This is a genomic window from Streptomyces javensis (assembly GCF_039525925.1).
Taxonomy (GTDB): domain Bacteria; phylum Actinomycetota; class Actinomycetes; order Streptomycetales; family Streptomycetaceae; genus Streptomyces; species Streptomyces asiaticus.
This window is the reverse complement of record NZ_BAAAIF010000007.1, coordinates 158,362-177,129: the sequence shown is the minus strand read 5'-3', so window position 1 is coordinate 177,129 and position 18,768 is coordinate 158,362. Positions and strand designations below refer to the sequence as shown.

At 74.6% G+C, this 18,768-nt stretch carries 1 protein-coding gene; it reads right to left on the bottom strand.

Annotation, left to right across the window (positions count from 1 at the left end; genetic code table 11):
* Positions 1 to 18,642, bottom strand: coding sequence for a non-ribosomal peptide synthetase (locus ABD329_RS09770; protein WP_344316229.1), 18,642 nt, complete (start codon positions 18,640 to 18,642; stop codon positions 1 to 3).
* Positions 18,643 to 18,768 lie beyond the last annotated feature (126 nt).

Sequence of the window (18,768 nt, the reverse complement as noted above, 5' to 3'; positions counted from 1 at the left end):
TCACCGGTCGTCGTGGTCGCTGCCGCCGGAAGCGGCGTCTTCGAGTTCGCGCAGGATGTGCTCCTCGACCAGGTCGGCGAGGGCGGAGACGGTGCGCGCGGTCAGAATGTCCCGCGGGGTCAGTTCGACGGCGAACGCCTCCTTGGCGCGGGAGGCGATCAGCAGACTGCGGACCGAGTCACCGCCCAGGGCGAAGAACTCGTCCTCCGTGCCGACCGGCGACACCTCAAGCACCTCCGACCAGATCTCCGCGATGACCTCCTCGGTGGGGGTGCGCGGGGCGATGTGGGCGGGCGGTGCGGCCGCGGTGGTGGCGGGGCCGGGCGCGGGCAGCGCCGCGCGGTCGGTCTTGCCGTTCTCGGTGAGCGGCAGCCGGTCCAGCACGGCGAACGCCGACGGGACCATCGGGCCCGGGAGCGTCCGGCCCAGATGGGTGCGCAACTCGGTGTCGGCCGGGGCGCCGGCCCCGGGCGCGAGGACCAGATGGGCCACCAGCCGGCGTACCCCGGGTTCGTCCTCCCGCACCGTCACCACGGCCTCCGCGACGGCGGGGTGGTCGCACAGCGCCGTCTCCACCTCACCGGCCTCGATGCGATGGCCGTGCAGCTTGAGCTGGTGGTCGCCGCGGCCCAGATGGTGCAGACGGCCCTGCGCGTCGTAGCGGGCGAGGTCACCGGTGCGGTACATCCGGGAGCCGGGCGGCCCGAACGGGTCGGCGACGAAACGGGCGGCGGTCAGCCCTGCGCGGCCCAGATAGCCGCGGGCGAGCGACGGACCGCTGACCCACAGCTCGCCGGCCGCGCCCACCGGCACCGGGCGCAGCCGCGCGTCGAGCAGATGGACCCGGGTGTTGGGGATGGGCCGCCCGATCGGCGGCGGGGCGCCGTCCGGGTCGAGCGGCTCGGACCAGGTGGCCACCACGGTGGTCTCGGTCGGCCCGTACGCGTTGATCATGCGGTGGTACGGCGCCCAGCGGGCGGCCAGGTCCGCGCCGCAGGCGTCCCCACCCACGATCAGCGTGCGCAGATCGGGCAGCTCCCGCTCGGTGCCCGGGGGCAGTGTCGCGAGGGCGGCGGGCGGGACGAGGGTGTGGGTGATCCGCTGCCGCCGCAGGACGTCCGCGAGATGGCCGCCCAGCAGCGGTCCTGCCTCGGGCACCACCAGCGTGGCCCCGGACGGCAGCGCCATGCACAGCTCCAGGACGGAGGCGTCGAAACCGGGTGAGGAGAACCGCAGTACCCGGTCGCCCGGCCGCACCTGGAAGTGCTCGGCCTCGGCGGCGGCGAACCCGGCGATCCCGCGGTGGGTGACGACCACACCCTTGGGCGTTCCGGTGGACCCGGAGGTGTAGATCACATAGGCGGGGTCGTCCGGGTGGACGGCGGTGAGCCGGTCCTCGTCCGTGGGGCGGTGCGCCGGGCCGTCCGGCGCCTCGACCTCGGCGGTCCGCTCGATCACCAGATGCGGGGCGGAGTCCTTGAGCATCAGCTCGACGCGCTCGGCCGGGTAGTCGGGGTCGATGGGCAGATAGGCGCCTCCGGCCTTGGCCACCGCGAGCCGGGCCACGACGGCCTCCACCGAGCGGGGCAGCACCAGCGCGACGATCCGGCCGGGGCCCACGCCCTGCCCGATGAGGTGATGCGCCAGGCGGTTGGCCCGGCCGTCCAGCTCCGCGTAGGTCAGCCGGAGGCCGGGGGAGTCCACCGCCGTCGCGTCGGGCCGCTGGTCCGCCGCCGCCTCGACGAGCTCGGCCCAGGTCGCCCGGGGCACCTGCCGGGCGGTGTCGTTCCAGTCCACCAGGAGGCGGCGGCGCTCGGCGGCCGGGAGGATGTCGATGCCGTCCAGCGGCAGCTCGTCGGGGGCCGCGGCCAGTGCGCCGAGGAGATGGGTGAGCCGGTCGGCCAGCGCCGCGGCGGTGGACTCCTCGAACAGCCGCGGGTCGTAGCCGAGCTCCACGGACAGTTCGGATCCGGGCGAGACCACCACGGTCAGCGCGTAGTTGGTGGCCTCCAGGGCGTTCAGATCGCGTACCCGCAGCCCGTGGTCGGCCGCGGCGGAGCTGTTGATGGGGTAGTTCTCGAACACCACCAGGCTCTCGAAGAGGTCCGCCCCGGCGGGCAGTTCGCTCCAGCCCCGCAGCTGGGCCAGCGGCACATGGCCGAAACCGCGCGCGTCCGCCTGCTCGGCCTGGAGCTCGCGCAGCCAGGCGGCGGTACCGGCGGTGCCGTCCACCGCGCACCGCACCGGGAGGGTGTTGATGAAGATGCCGGTGATGTCGTCCGCGCCGGGCAGCTCCGCCGGCCGTCCGGAGACCGTCGTCCCGAAGCAGACGTCCGACTCACCGCTCAAGCGAGATACGAGTAGGGCCCAAGCGCCCTGCACGATCGTATTCAGCGTGAGCCGATGCCGCCGTGCGAAGTCCTCGAGGGCGGCGGTGTCCCGCTCACCGAGCCGGTGCGACAGCCAGCGCGAGGACCTGGTGGCGATCTCCGGCGTCGGCCTGCGGTCATAGGGGAGGGGAGTGGGAGAGGTGAATCCTTCCAGGGCCTGCCGCCAGTGCGCCTCGGCACGCGTGCGGTCCTGACGGGCGAGCCAGGCCACATAGTCGGCGAACGGTCGGCGGGCCGGCAGTCTTGGCTGCTCACCTGCGGCCAGGGCGGCATGAGCGGCGAAGACATCGCCGAGCACCTGGAAGACGCTCCAGCCGTCCAGCAGCACATGGTGGAACGTCCACAGCACCCGCACCTCACCGGGGGAGAGCCGGGCCAGGGTGACGCGGAGCAGCGGGGCCGCGGTGAGATCGATCCCGCGGGCGCGGTCCCGGTCCAGCAGCCGCTCCAGCTCGGCCGTGCGCTCGTCCTCCGTAAGGCCGCTCCAGTCGAGCTCCTCGACCGGTACGGCCGCGGTACGGCGCACGATCATCAGCGGCTCGGGCACATCGTGCATCACCACCGCGCCGCGCAGCACCGGGGTGCGGTCCACGACATGCTGCCAGGCGGCGGCCAGCACTCCGGAGTCGCCGACCCCGTCCAGGACGAAGGTCACCTGCTCCACATAGAGCCCTTGGCCGCGCTGGGCCAGGGCATGGAAGACCAGCCCGGACTGGGTCGGGATCAGCGGATGGATATCGGCCACGTCCCGGCCGTCGCCCGCCAATCGGTCGACGGTCTCCTGGTCAAGCCCGGCCAGCGGGAAGTCCGATGGTGTCCGTCCACCCGCGTCCGGGCGGGTGCACAGCCGGACGATCGCCCGCAGCTCCTCCGCCATCTCCTCGGCGAGCCGGCGTACCGTGGCGCGTTGGTGCAGCGACCGGGAGTAGGACCAGCTGAGCTCAAGCCGCCGGTCCGCCACCCGGCCGATCACATCGAGCAGATGCGGCCGGGGCGCCTCCGGGCTCATATCGCCCTCCAGCCCACCGACCAGGGCGTGCAGCAGTCCACCGGCCGGGGGTTCCCAGTCCTGCTGGCCCAGATAGTTGAAGCTGATCTTCGGGGCGGCGGGGAGCCCGGCGCCGGCCGCGCCGGACAGCTGGCGCAGCGCGCCATGGCCCAGGCCGTTCCCGGGGACGGCCCGCAGCCGTTCCTTGACGGCCTTCAGCGTCCGCTCCAGTCCCCAGTCGGCGGGGGCCTCCAGCGCGACGGGGAACATGCTGGTGAACCAGCCGACCGTACGGGACAGATCGACCCCGTCGAAGATCTCCTCCCGGCCGTGCCCCTCCAGGGCCACCGCCACCGTGTCCCGGCCGGTCCAGCGGGCCAGCACCCGTCCCAGGGCGCACAGCAGCACATCGTTGACCCGGGTCCGGTACGCGCCCGGCACCTCGTGCAGCAGCAGCCGGGTCTCCTCGGCGCCGAGCCGTACGGTCACCTCCTCCTCCGAGGCCGCGGTGTTGGGGCCCGAACCGTCCGTGGGCAGGTCGGTGGAGCCGTGGGAGGCCGCCCAGTGGTCGCGCTCGGCGTCGAAGCCCCCGGCGGCGGTGTGCTCGGTCAGACGCAGCGCCCAGGTGCGGAACGACGTGGTCTTGGGGCCGGGCTCCGGCGTCCGTCCCGCGACGAGCTGCCGGTAGGCGGTGTCCAGGTCCTCCAGCACGATGCGCCAGGAGACGGCGTCCACCACCAAGTGGTGGGCCGTCAGCAGCAATACCGGCCGTATCCCCTCGCCCCGGGTGAAGAGCACGGCGCGCAGCAGCGGTCCCCGGGCCAGGTCGAACCCGGCCCGGATCCGGCCCGCCGTCTCCCGCATCACCGCGTCCCGCCGCTCCGGCGCAACGGCGGACAGATCGTGGAGGTCCAGCACCGGCTCCGTGCCCGGTGGGGCGTTGTGCTGGCGCACGGCGCCGTCCTCGGTCCGCTCGAAGCGCAGCCGCAGGGCGTCATGGTGGGTCAGCACCGTGGACAGGGCGGTGCGCAGCGCGCTCTCGTCCACCGGAGCGGTCAGCTCGGCCGAGACCGACTGGGTGAAGTGTGCGGCCGTGGGGCCGAGTTGGTCGAAGAGCCAGTGCTGGATCGGGGTCAGCGGCACCTCGCCGACGACCGGACCCCGCTCGGCCTCGGCCGCCGTGGCGGGGGCCTCCCGCGCGGCCGCCGCGAGGTCCGCCACGGTCTGGTGGACGAAGAGGTGGCGCGGGGTCAGCTCGATCCCGGCCCGCCGGGCGGCGGAGACGATCTGGATGCTGAGGATGGAATCGCCGCCGAGGGCGAAGTAGTTGTCGTCCACGCCGATCCGCTCGACCCCCAGCACCTCCGCCCAGATGGCGGCGAGGGCCTTCTCGGTCTCCGTGCGCGGCTCCACATGGCCGGTGGCGCGGGCCGCCCAGACGGGCGCGGGCAGCGCACGCCGGTCCAGCTTGCCGCTGGACCCCAGCGGCAGCCGGTCCAGGACCACCACGGCCGAGGGAACCATATGGTCCGGCAGACTCGTGGCGAGGAAGGCGCGGATCGCGGCGGTGTCCACCGGCGGGGAGCCCGGGACCGGTACCACATAGCCGGCCAGCCGCTTGTGACCGCCGGTGTCGACGACCGCCGCGGCCGCCTCGGCGACACCGGGATGGCGCGCCAGCGCCGCCTCGACCTCGCCCAGCTCGATACGGAAACCGCGCACCTTGACCTGGTCGTCGGTTCTGCCCAGGTACTCCAGCTGCCCCCGCTCGTCCCAGCGGACCAGGTCGCCGGTGCGGTACATCCGGCCGCCCGCGGGGCCGTACGGATCGGCCGTGAACCGCTGCGCGGTCAGCCCCGGTCGGCCGAAGTACCCCCGGGCGAGGCCCGGTCCCGCCAGATAGAGCTCTCCCGGCACCCCGACCGGCACCGGCCGCATCCGCGCGTCGAGCGCGTAGGCCCGGGTGGCGGCCACCGGGGCGCCGATGGGCGGGGTGCGGTCAGGATCGGCCGGGTCGCAGGTCCAGGCGGTGGCGTAGACGGTCGCCTCGGTGGGCCCGTAGATGTTCGCCACCCGGCAGCCGGGGATGGCCGCCCGGACGTCCTTGACGGTGCGGGCGGCGAGGCCCTCGCCCGCCAGCACCACGATGCCCGCCGTCACCGAGACCGACCCCTTGCCGAGCACCTGTCCGAGCGCCGAGGGCACGGCGCTGATCAGGCTCGCCGTCCAGGGCTCCGTCCGCTCGGCCAGGGTGAGCAGATCGCGGACGATCTCGATGGCGCCACCGGCCAGCAGCGGGCAGAGGATCTCGAAGACCGACACATCGAAGTTGAGGGAGGTCGAGGCCACCACATGGGAGAGCCCCTGGGTGCCGAACTCCTCCCGTGCCCACGCGGCCAGCGCGGCCACGCTCTCATGGGTGACCACGACGCCCTTGGGCGTACCGGTGGACCCCGAGGTGTGGATGGCGTACGCCGGATGGCCCGGCAGCAGCGGGCCGCGCCGCTCGGTGTCGCCGATGTCCTGGGCGGGCAATCGCGCCAGCCGCCGCCGGGACTCCGCGTCGTCCAGCAGGATCCGGCCGCCGCCCGCCCCGGCGGGGATCCGGTCAGCCACCTCCCCGGTGGTCACCACCGTGTCCGGGGCGATGTCGCCGAGCATGAAGGCGATCCGCTCCGCCGGATACGCCGGGTCGACCGGGAGATAGGCCGCCCCGCTCTTGAGCACCGCCAGCACCGCGACCACCAGCTCCGGTGTGCGCGGCAGGGCCAGGGCCACGAAGTGTTCCGGCCCGGCGCCCGAGGCGATCAGCAGCCGGGCCAGCCGGTTGGCGCGCTGGTTCAGCTCCCGGTAGGTCAGCGGTCCGCCGTCGCCCAGCACCGCCACCGCGTCCGGCGTACCGGCCGCCCGCGCCTCGAACAGCGCGGGCAGCACCGCGTCCGGCGCGGCCGGGACCGGGCCGCTGAAGCGGTCGAGGATCCCGCGCGTCTCGGCCTCGCCGACCAGCGGCAGTTCATCCAGCCGCCGCTCCGGATCGGTCGCCATCTCCACCAGCAGATTCCGCAGACAGCCGCCCAGCCGCTCGATCGTCAGGGCGTCGAACGCGTCGGGGTCGTAGTCCAGACAGATCGACAGCCGCTCCTCGGGCGCCACCACCACGCTGAGCGCGAAGTTGGTGGGCTCCACATCGCGCTCCTGCCGGATGCCCAGGCCATGGGCGGCGATGGCCTCGCTGTCGAACGGATAGTTCTCGAAGACCACGATCGAGTCGAAGAGGCTCACCCCGCCGGGCACCTCGCTCCAGCTCCCCAGCTGTGCCAGCGACACGAACTCGAAGAGCCGGGCCTCCGACTGCGCCGACTGCAACTCCCGCAGCCAGTCCAGCAGTCCGCTCTCCCCGGTCACCCGGACCCGGGTGGGGATGGTGTTGATGAACACCCCGACCATGGACTCGACCCCCGGCAGCGCGGCCGGCCGCCCCGAGACGGTGGTGCCGAAGCACAGGTCGTCGGCCCCGCTGTACCGGGAGAGCAGCAGCGCCCAGGCGCCCTGCACCACCGTGTTCATGGTCAGCCCGCCCCGCTGCGCGGTGGTCCGGAGCCGGGCGGACTCCTCGGCGCCCAGCGTGACCCGGTGCGAGCCCGAGGAGGCGCTGCGGTGCGCCTCCGACGCCGGCCGGTCGCGCGGCAGTTCGGTGGGCGAGGTGAACCCGGCGAGGGCCGTACGCCAGTACCGCTCGGCCTCCGCCGTGTCCCGCTCGCCGAGCCAGCCCAGGTACTCGCGGAACGGCCGGCGGGCGGGCACCACCGGCGCCCGTTCCGAGGTCAGCGCAGCGTACCGCTCGCAGACCTCGTCGAAGACCTGCGCCGCGCTCCAGCCGTCGAGCAGCACATGGTGGAAGGTCCAGACGATCCGCACCTCGTCGGCGGACAGCCGGATCAGTGCCAGCCGCATCAGCGGCGCCGTGGCCAGGTCGATCCCCTCCGCCCGGTCCTCGGCGAGCATCCGGTCCAGCTCGGCCTCGCGCCACTCCTCGGGCCGCCGGGTCCAGTCGTGGTGGGCGATCCGCAGCGCCGCCCGGTGCGTCACGACCTGGAGCGGCTCCGGGGTGTCCGCCCACACCAGATGGGTGCGCAGGATGGGGTTGGCGTCCACCGTCTGCCGCCACGCGGTGGCCAGCGCCCGTGGATCGCTCGCCCCGGTCAGCGTCAGCTGGACCTGGTTGACATACGCGTCCGACGCCGGATCCATCAGCCCGTGGAACAGCATCCCGGCCTGGGTCGGGGTCAGCGGATAGATGTCCTCCACCGACCGGCCGTCGGCGGCGATCCGGTCCACCGCGGCCTGGTCGAGCCGGGCCAGCGGGAAGTCCGACGGGGTGCGGCCGCCCGCCAAGGGGTCGGCGCAGTGGCCGATGATCTCCTCCAGCGCGCGGAGCATCCCCCGCGCCAGCCCGGCCACCGTCTCCTCGGTGTGGGTGCCCGAGCCGTAGTACCAGGTGATCTCCAGGCGCCGGTGCTCCACCCGGCCCACGACGTCCAGCAGATGCGCCCGGGCCGTGTCGGGCGCGGCGTCACCGCCAAGACCGTCCCGTACGGTACGGACGAGACCGGTGTCGTCATCCGCCGCCGACCAGTCGAACTGCCCGAGGTAGTTGAAGCTGATGCCGGGCTCCGCCGCGCCCCCGAGTCCGGAGCCGGGGGAGAGATGGCGCAGCGCGCCGTAGCCGATGCCGTGTGCGGGCACCGCCCGCAGCTGCTCCTTGACGGACTTCAGCGTCTCGCCCCAGCCCCCGCCCGGGATGTCCAGGGCGACCGGATAGAGGCTGGTGAACCAGCCGACGGTACGGGACAGGTCCACCCCCTCCAGCAGATGTTCCTCCCGGCCGTGGCCCTCCAGGTCCACGGCGATCCGGCGCCGCCCGGTCCAGCCGCCGAGCACCCGGCCCAGCGCCGCGAGCAGCACATCGTCCACGCGGGTGCGGTAGACCTCGGGGACCTGCCGCAGCAGCGCCTCGGTGCGCTCCCGGTCAAGACGGACGGTGACCGACGCCATGGACGCCACCGTGTTGTCCCCCTCGCCGTCCACGGGCAGCCCCGCGGCGCACTCCGCGGTCACCGCCCGCCAGTGGGGGAGTTCGGCGTCGAAACCACCGGCGGCGGTGTGCTCGGTGAGCTTCCGGGACCAGTCCCGTACGGACGTGGTGCGCGGGCCGAGATCGGCCCGCCCGCCCGTGAGCAGCCGCTGGTACGCGGTGTTCAGATCCTCCAGCAGCACCCGCCAGGAGACACCGTCCACCACGAGGTGGTGGGCGGTCAGGAAGAGCGTCGGCCGCTGCCCCTCGCCGCGGTGGAACAGCCGCGCGGCCAGCAGCGGGCCCCGCGCCAGGTCGAACCCGGCCTGCGCCTCCGCCATCGCCGCGTCCTCGGCAGCCCGGCACTCGTCCGCGTCGAGCCCCGCCAGGTCGTGCTCCCGCAGGGGCGCCGGGGCCGTCAGGTCCGGCCGCGGGCAGTACTGCACCGGGCCTCCGTCGGCGCCGGGCTCGAACCGCGTGCGCAGCGCGTCATGGTGGACCAGCAGCGCGTCGAGCGCCGCGCGCAGCGCGCGGAGATCCGGCTCCCGCTGGAGCTCCACGACCACGGACTGGTTGAAGTGGCCGGGCCGGTCGGTCCGCATCCCGAAGAACCAGTGCTGGATCGGGGTGAGCGGCACCTCACCGGTCACCGGCCCGGTGTCGGCGGCGGGCGTGCCGGTGGGCGTGGTGACGGCGGCGAGCGAGGCGACGGTGGGATGCCGGAAGAGCTCGCGGGGGGTGAAGGCCAGCCCCGCCTGCCGGGCTCGGGAGGCCACCTGGATGCTGAGGATCGAATCCCCGCCCAGATGGAAGAAGTTGTCCTCGGCGCCGATCCGCTCCCGGCCCAGCAGGGTGCCCCAGATCTCCGCGAGGGCCCGCTCGGTGTCGGTACGGGGCGCCACATACCCCGCCGTCCCGGCCGCCGCCGGGTCGGGCGCGGGCAGCCGGCGGCGGTCCACCTTGCCGTTGCGGGTGAGCGGCAGCGCGTCGAGGGTGACGAACGCCGAGGGCACCATGTAGTCGGGCAGCAGCCCGCCCAGGAAGGACCGCAGCTCCCCGGCGCCCGGCACCTCGGCCCCGCCCACCGGCACCGCGTAGCCGGTCAGCAGGGTGCGGTCGGCCACGCGGGCGAGGGTGACGACCGCCTCCGCCACGGCCTCGTGGCGGGTCAGCGCGGCCTCGATCTCGCCCGGCTCGATGCGGAAGCCCCGGACCTTCAGCTGGTCGTCGGCGCGGCCCACGAAGCGCAGTTCACCGTCGTCGGTCCAGGCCACGATGTCCCCGGTGCGGTACATCCGGGAGCCGGGGGGCCCGAACGGGTCGGCGAGGTACCGCTCGGCGGTGGCGCCGGGGCGGCCGTGGTAGCCGCGCGCCACCCCGGCGCCCGCGATGTACAACTCCCCCGGAATGCCCGGCGGTTGCGGCTGGAGGGTGCCGTCCAGGACATACGTCCGGGTGTTGTCCAGGGGCCGTCCGATGGGGAGTGAGCGCGGCAGTTCCTCCCCGGCGCGGAAGGGGCGCCGGGTGGCGAAGGTCGTGGTCTCGGTGGGCCCGTAGCCGTCCATCACCGTCAGCTCGGGGCAGGCCGCGAGCACCCGGCGCACCGCGCCCCGGGGCACCGCCTCACCGCCGGTCCACACCTCCCGGGCGCCGCGCAGACACTCCGGCGCCTCCTGCGCCAGCAGCCGGAACAGCCCGGCGGTCAGCCACAGGCAGCTCACCCCGTACTCGGCGATCGCCCGGCGCACGGTGTCCGCGTCCACGTCCCCGGCGGGCGCCAGCACGGCCCGGCCGCCGCGCAGCAGCGGCACCCACAGTTCGTACGTCGAGGCGTCGAACGCCTGGGGCGAGTGCACCAGCACCCGGTCGTGGTCCGCGAAGGCGCGGTCCGCGACGAGGGCGGTCACATCGCGGTGGCGCACCGCGACGCCCTTGGGCCGCCCGGTGGAGCCCGAAGTGAACATCAGATACAGGGCGTTGTCGGGGGAGAGCGCCACGTTCGGCGGCCCCGACGGTCCATGGTCGCCGTCGGACCCGGACCCGGACCCGGACTCCACGAGCAGCGTCCGCGCGGCGTCGGAGACGTCCGCCGCCGTGCGCTGCCACGCGCGGTCGGTCAGCAGCACCTCCGCGCCCGCCTCCGCCAGCACGCTCCGCAGCCGGTCCCCGGGGGCGCGGGTGTCCAGCGGTACGTACACCCCGCCCGCCCTGACGACCGCCAGCAGCGCCACCACCAGCTCCACCGACCGGTCCATCAGCACGGCCACCGGGCGCTCCGGGCCGACGCCGTGGCCGATGAGCCGGTGGGCCAGCCGGTTGGCGCGGGTGTCCAGTTCCCGGTAGCTCACCGGGCCCGCCTCGCCGTCCAGGGCCGTCGCGTCCGGCGCACACCGCACCCGCTCGGCGAACAGCCCGGCCACCGTGGACTCGGCCGACGGGACCGCGGTGTCGTTCCACTCCCGGAGCACCTGGTGGCGGCGGGCGGCGGTCAGCATCGGCAGGTGCGCGGGCGCCCGGTCCGGAGTGTCGGCCATGGCCGTCAGCAGCACCGTCAGATACTCCGCCATCCGCCGGGCGGTGGCCTCGTCGAACAGCGCCGGGTCGTAGCCGAGCCGCAGCGCCAGCTCCTCGCCGGGGTAGACCACCAGGGACAGCGGGTAGTTGGTGGTCTCGACGCCGTTCAGCTCGCGCAGGGCGAGGCCGTGGGCGGCGGCGAGGTCCCCGCCGATCGGATAGTTCTCGAAGACCACGATGGAGTCGAAGAGGTTCACCCGCTCGGGCAGACCGGTCCAGGACCGCAGCCGGGTGAGTGGCACGAAGTCGAACCGCCGGTCCTCGGTCTGCCCCGACTGCACCGCGTTCAGCCAGGACAGCAGGGTGGACCCGGCCGGCACCGTGAGGCGGGTCGGCACGGTGGTGATGAACAGCCCGTTCATCGCCTCCACACCCGGCAGCTCCGGCGGCCGTCCGGACACCGTGGTCCCGAAGACCACGTCCTCGCGGCCGGACTGGCGGGCCAGCAGCAGCGCCCAGGCGCCCTGCACCACGGTGTTCAGGGTCAGCCCCTCGTCCCGGGCCAGGGCCCGGAGCCGCTGGGTGGTGGCGGCGGGCAGGGTGACGCGCAGGTCCTCGGTGGACTCGGCGTGATGGGTCTCGGTGGGCTCGCGGTCGTACGGCAGCGGGGTGGGCTCGGTAAGATCGCCGAGCCGGGCCCGCCAGTGCTCCTCGGCCAGGGCCCCGTCGCGCTCCCGCAGCCAGGCCACGTAGTCGCCGAACGGGCGGCGGCCGGGCAGCCCGGCGGCCATGGCCGCGCCGGACGCCCCGTCACGCGCCCGTGCGTGGCAGTGGAAGACATCGGAGAGCACTTGGAACAGGCTCCAGCCGTCCAGGATCAGATGGTGGAACGTCCACACCACCTGGACCTCGGTCGCCGACAGCCGGGCCAGCGCCAGCCGCGTCAGCGGGGCGGCGGCCAGGTCGAGGCCGCGCTCGCGGTCCTCGGCCAGGAACCTCCGCAACTCCTCCCGGCGCTCCTGCGGGCCGGACAGATGGCGCCAGTCGAGCAGGGCCACCGGCATCCGGACCCCGCGCTCCACCACCTGGACCGGCTCCGGCACCCCCTCCCACACCGCGCGGGCGCGTAAGCCCTGGGTGCGGTCGGCGACCTGTTGCCAGGCCGCGGCCAGCGCCGCCGGTTCCGGCACCCCGTCGAGGACGAAGGTGAGCTGCTGGAAGTAGGCCCGCCGGTCGCCCTGCGCCAGGGCGTGGAACAGCATGCCCGCCTGGGTGGGGGTGAGCGGGTAGATGTCCTCCACCGAGCCGCCGTTCCCGGCCAGCCGGTCCACGGCGGCCTGGTCGAGGGCGGCGAGCGGGAAGTCGGACGGGGTGCGGCCGCCCGCGCCGGGCGCGCTGCCGTGCCGGGCGATCTCGCACAGCGCCGCGCGGAACTCCCCGGCGAGCCGGGCGACCGTCTCCTCCCGGTGCAGCCGTGCGGAGTAGAACCAGGTGAACTCCAGCTCGTCCCCCCAGACCCGGCCCACCACCTCCAGCGGATGCGGACGCGGCGAGGTGGGGTCGGCGTCCAGGGCCAGCTCCCGGTGCAGACCGCGGAAGAGCCCGTCGCCACCCGGCGCCTCGAACCGGCCGAGGTAGTTGAAGCTGATCCCGGCCGTGGGGCCGTCGGGGAGGCCCGCGCCGTCGAGCAGATGACGCCGCACCCCGTAGCCCAGCCCACGCCGCGGTACGGCCCGCATCTGCTCCTTGACGGACTTGAGGACCTCGCCCCAGCCGCCGTCCGGAAGGTCGAGCGCCACCGGGAAGCGAGTGGTGAACCAGCCGACCGTACGGGACAGATCCAGATCCGCGAAGAGCTCCTCGCGGCCGTGGCCCTCCACGTCCACCGGCACCCGGGTACGCCCGGTCCAGCGGCACAGCACCCGGGCCAGCGCGCTCAGCAGCACATCGTTGACCTGGGTGCGGTAGACCTCGGGGAGCGTCTGGAGGAGTGCGGCGGTCTCCTCCGGGCCGAGCCGGACGGTGACCGACCGGGCCGAGGCATAGGTGTTCGCCGCCTCGTCCGCCCCGTTCAGGTCCGTGGGCAGCGAGGGGTCACGGGCCCCGGCCTGCCCGGTCCAGTACGCCTCCTCGTCGGCGAACCCGCCCTCCCCGGCATGGGTGCTGAGCCGCAGCGCCCAGCCGCGCAGCGGCGAGGACTTCGCGGGAAGCCCGGGGCCCTCGTCCCGGGCCGCCCGCCGGTATGCGCTGTCGAGATCCTCCAGGAGGACGCGCCAGGACACCCCGTCCACCACCGCGTGGTGGACGGTGAGGTGGAGGACCGGGCGCGGCCCGGCGTCCCGGTCGAGCACCGCCCGCATCAGCGGCCCCTCGGCCAGGTCGAAGCGGCCCAGGTGGTCGGTGCCGGTGGTCTGGAGCGGAACGCGGACGGCCGCCGCGTCCTCGATCCGCTGGTGCCAGCCGCCGTCCCGCCGCTCGAAGCGGGAGCGCAGGGCGTCATGGTGGTCCACCAGCGCGTCCAGGGCGTGCCGCAGCGCGTCCTCGTCCACGTCCTCGGGCAGCACCAGCGAGATGGTCTGGTTGAAGTGGCCGGCCCGCTCCGGGTCGGTGGTGAACAGCCAGTGCTGAATGGGGGTCAGCGGCAGCTCCCCGGTGGCCGTCGCGTCCCCGCCGGAGCCGGCGGGCCCGGCCGGGGCCGTGATGGTGTCCAGGTGCAGGGCCAGCGCGGCGATCGTCTGATGGCGGTAGACATCGCGCGAGGTGACGGCGAGACCGGCCCGGCGTGCCTGGGAGACCAGCTGGATGCTGAGGATCGAATCGCCGCCGAGGGAGAAGAAGTTGTCCTCCATCCCCACGCGGTCCACCCGCAGGATCCGGGCCCAGACCGCCGCCAGGGTCCGCTCGGTGGCGGTCCGGGGCGCCACATAGCCCGGTGCCGCCGCCTCGGCCCAGTCCGGCTCGGGGAGCCGGCCGCGGTCCAGCTTGCCGTTGGGGTTGAGCGGCATCCGCTCCAGGACGACGACGGAGGCGGGCACCATGTAGTCGGGCAGCGAGCGCCGCAGGAACCGCCGCAGCCCCGCCGGGTCGGGTTCGGCGCCCGCGGTGGCCACCACATAGGCGATCAGCCGCTGGTGGCCGTCCGTCTCCCGGGCGACGGCCGCCGCCTCGGCGATGTCGGGGTGGCGCAGCAGTGCCGTCTCCACCTCGCCCAGCTCGATGCGGAAGCCGCGGATCTTCACCTGGTCATCGGCTCTGCCCACGTACTCCAGCTGGCCCTCGCCGTTCCAGCGGACCAGGTCACCGGTGCGGTACATCCGGCTGCCGGGCGGCCCCAAGGGGTCCGCGAGAAAGCGCTGGGCGGTCAGCCCGGGCCGCCGCAGATAGCCCCGGGCCAGGCCGTGCCCGCCCAGATACAGCTCACCGGTCACCCCGGGCGGCACCAGCCGCAGCGTCGGGTCCAGGACGTACGCGCGGGTGGTCGCGACCGGGCGGCCGATCGGCGGGGCCTGCGCGGGCGCCTGGCCGTCGCAGAACCAGCCGGTGGCGTACACCGTGGCCTCGGTCGGCCCGTACAGATTGGCGATCCGGCAGGACGGCATGGCCTCCCGGACGTCCCGTACGGTCTGGGCGGGCAGCGCCTCGCCCGCCAGTACGACGGTCCGGGCCCAGTCCGCCGGGCGATCCTCGCCCAGCAGCCGGGAGAACACCGAGGGCACCCCGCTGAGCAGCCCCGTCGCCCGCGGCCGCTCCTCGGGATCGGTGAGGGCGAGCAGATCACGCACCACCTCGACGCTGCCGCCGGCCAGCAGTGGGCAGAGGATCTCGAAGACCGACACATCGAAGTTGAGCGAGGTCGAGGCGACCACATCGGTCAGCCGCTCCCGCCCCAGCTCCGCCTCGGCCCAGGCCGCGAGCCCCGCCACGCCGCTGTGGGTGACCACCACGCCCTTGGGCCGGCCGGTGGAGCCGGAGGTGTGGATGACATAGGCGGGATGGGCCGGGACCAGCGGCCGGAGCCGATCGGCGTCGGTGATGTCGCCGTCCGCGAGCCCGTCCAGCCGGGCGCGCACCTCCGGGTCGTCCAGCAGCAGCGGTGCGGCGTCCGCGGGCAGGCAGCCGGCCGACCCGGTGGTGGTGAGGACGGTCGAGGGCGCGGCGTCCTCCAGCATGAACGCGATGCGCTCGGCCGGGTATCCGGGGTCCACCGGCAGATATCCGGCGCCCGCCTTGAGCACCGCCAGCAGGACGACGACGAGCTCGGCCGAGCGGGGCAGGGCGAGGGCCACCAGCCGCTCGGGACCGGCCCCCTGGTCGATGAGCAGCCGCGCCAGCCGGTTGGCGCGCCGGTTCACCTCGTCGTAGGAGAGGCTTAAGTCCCCGCAGGTCACGGCGGTGGCGGTGGGCCGCCGCGCCACCTGGGCGGCGAAGAGGCCGGGCAGGGTGGCCTCGACCGCGGGCCGCACAGGGCCGTTCCAGGCGTCGAGCATCGCATGCCACTCGGCGTCGGCCAGCATCCGCAGCTCGACCAGGGTGGCGCCCGGGTCGGCCACCATGGCGGTCAGCAGCCGGTGCAGATGCCCGGCCATCCGCTCGATCGTGGCGGCGTCGAACAGATCGGAGTTGAACTCCACGGTCAGCCCCAGCGAGCCGTCGTCGCGGGGCAGGAACTCCAGCACCAGATCGAACCGCGCGGCCGGGCGCGGCAGGGAGTGCTCGGTGATCCGCACACCGCCCGCCTCCCGGCCGGGCACCAAGGCGCTCTGCTGGACGACCAGCGCCTGCACCAGCGGATTGCGGCTGGGGTCGCGGCGCGGCGCCAGCTCCTCGACGACGCGCTCGAACGGCAGCCGGTCATGGCTGAACGCGTCCAGCACCGTCTCGCGCATCGCGTCCAGGAACCGCTCGACCGTGCTGTCACCGTCCACATCGGCGCGCAGCACAAGCGTGTTGACGAAGAACCCGGCGACCGACTCCAGCTCCTTGCGGTGGCGCCCGGCGGTCACGGTGCCGAAGGCGATGTCCCGCTGGCCCGAGTAGCGGGAGAACAGCACCGCGACGGCGGCCGCGAGCAGCGTGAACTGCGTGGTGTCCCGCTCCCTGCCGAGCCGCGCAAGACCCGCCACCAGCTCGGCGGGCAGCTCACGGCGGTGCACCGCGCCCGCCGTGGTGCGCACCGGCGGGCGCGGGCGGTCGGTGGGCAGCTCCAGCGTCTGCATCCCGGCCAGCCGGCCCCGCCAGTACTCCAGATCGGCGTCCGCACCGGCGGTGGCGGGACGGCTCCGCTCCCACACCGCGAAGTCCGGGTACTGGAGGACGGGTTCGGGGAGGGCCGCGTCGGTGCCGGACACCTCGGCGGCGTAGAGCGCGGCCAGTTCGCGCACCAGCAGCCCGACCGACCAGCCGTCGGTCACGATGTGATGCTGCGCCAGCAGCAGGATGTGCTCCCCGTCGGCGAGCCGGATCAGCAGCGCCCTGGTCAGCGGACCCTGCCTCAGGTCATAGGGGCGGTTCAGCTCGGCGGTCAGCGTGGCGTCGAGCTCCTCGGCGCGCCGCCGCGCCGGATGCCCGCCGAGGTCGAGCCGGTCGAGCGGTACGGTCCCGTGCGCGGCCACCTGCTGCACCCCGTGCCCGTCCACGGTGGCGAAGGTGGTGCGCAGGGCGTCGTGGCGGGCGGCGAGCCGGTCCAGCGCCCGGCGCAGCGCGGCCGCGTCCAGCGGGCCGTCGAGCCGCAGCCCGGCCCCGGTGTTGTACTCGGTTCCGCCCGAGGTCAGATCGTCCAGGAACCACAGCCGCCGCTGGGCGGAGGACAGCGGCAGCGGACGGTCGCGCGGCGCGGGCGGGATCGGCGCCTCGGGCGCCTCGGCCGCCGTGGCGGACAGCCTGCCGGCCAGCCGTGCCACCGTCCTGGCGTCGAGCAGATCGCGCAGCGAGAGCTCCACGCCCAGCTCGGCGCGGACCCGGGTCAGCAGCCGCACCCCGAGGATGGAGTCGCCGCCCAGGCCCAGGAAGTCGTCCTCCACGCCCACGGTCTCCACCGGCAGCACCTCGGACCAGATGCGGGCCAGGGCCTCCTCGACGGGGGTGCGCGGGGCGATGTGGCGCGAGTCGCCGTCCGGCGCGGAGCGCGGGGCGGGCAGCGCCCGCCGGTCGATCTTGCGGTGCGGGGTGAGGGGGAACGCGTCCAGTACGACATAGGCGGACGGCACCATATGGGCCGGCAGCACCCGGGCCACCGCGGCGCGCACCTCCGCGGCCTTCGGCGGGGTCCCGCCGCTCGGCGGCACCACATAGGCGACCAGCCGCTTCTGCCCGGGCTCGTCCTCCCGTACGGTGACCACGGCGGATCCCACCCGGGGATGGCGGGCCAACGCGGCCTCCACCTCGCCCAGTTCGATGCGGAAGCCGCGTATCTTCACCTGGTGGTCGGCCCGGCCGAGGAATTCCAGTTCGCCGTCGGCGCTCCAGCGGACCAGGTCACCGGTGCGGTACATCCGGGAGCCGGGCGGGCCGAACGGGCAGGCGGTGAACCGCTCGGCGGTCAGCCCCGGCCGGTCGAGATAGCCGCGGGCCAGGCCCGCGCCGCTGACGCACAGCTCTCCGGTGACCCCGACCGGCACCTGCCGCGCCGCCTCGTCCAGCACGAACACCCGGGTGTTGGGCAGCGGACGGCCGATCGGCGGGGCTCCGGTCCCCGCCGCCAGGGCGTCCGTCCAGGAGGCCACGACCGTGGCCTCGGTCGGGCCGTAGGAGTTGACCATCCGCCGTCCGGGTGCCCAGAGGTCCACCAGATCGGCGGGGCACGCCTCGGCGCCGACGATCAGCGTGCGGAAGTCGGGCAGCCCGTCGTGGAGCTCCTCCGGGGGCACGGTGGCGAGCGCCGCCGGGGGGATCAGGGCGTGGGTCACCCGCCTCTCCCGCAGGACCGACGCCAGCTCGGCGCCCAGCAGCGGCCCCTCGGGGGGCACCACCAGCGCCGCCCCGGCCAGCAGGGACGAGCACAGCTCCAGCACGGAGGCGTCGAAGCTCGGCGAGGAGAACTGGAGCACCCGGTCGCCGGGCCGGACCCGGTAGTGGGCCGCCGTAGCGGCCGAGAAGTTCCCCAGACCGGCGTGCGGCACCAGCACGCCCTTGGGCACGCCCGTGGAGCCGGAGGTGTAGATGACATACGCGGGATGCTCGGGGCACAGCGGGCCGAGCAGCTCCCCGCGGCCGGGCGCGTGATCCGGGCCCGCCCCGGCCCCCAGCTCCCGGATCCGCGCCGGGTCGTCCAGCACCGCCACCGGCCGGGCGTCGGCCAGCATCATGGCCCGGCGCTCCTCGGGGTGCGCGGGGTCGATCGGGAGGTACGCACCACCCGCCTTCGCCACCGCCAGCTCGGCCACCACCAGTTCCGCCGAGCGGGGCAGCACCAGCGCCACCACGCGCTCCGGCCCCACGCCCTGCCCGATGAGATGGTGGGCCAGCCGGTTCGCCCAGCGCTCGACCTCCCCGAAGGACCACTCGCGCCCGTCCGCCACCAGGGCCGGCGCCTTGGGGGTGCGCTCCGCCCAGACGGCGAAGAGCTCGCCGAGCGGCGCGCGGGAGACGGCGCGGTCCGTGTCGTTCCACGCCTCCGGAGGGAGGCCCGGGACGGGTTGGGTCGCGGACACCGATGAGGTCTCGTAGTGGTCCGTCATGGTGGGTTGTGGCCCTTCAGAGCGGTTGATCGGGCGGATATGGGGGGCGGCTCGGGCCGGCCGGCGCCGAGCCGGTGCGCCCGCGCCCGGCCGGGGGAGACGTGGGGAGAACGGCCGTGTGCGGGG

Coding starts and splice junctions, on each gene's coding strand:
- ABD329_RS09770 (WP_344316229.1), bottom strand. CDS start 18,642: ATGACGGACCACTACGAGACCTCATCGGTGTCCGCGACCCAACCCGTC.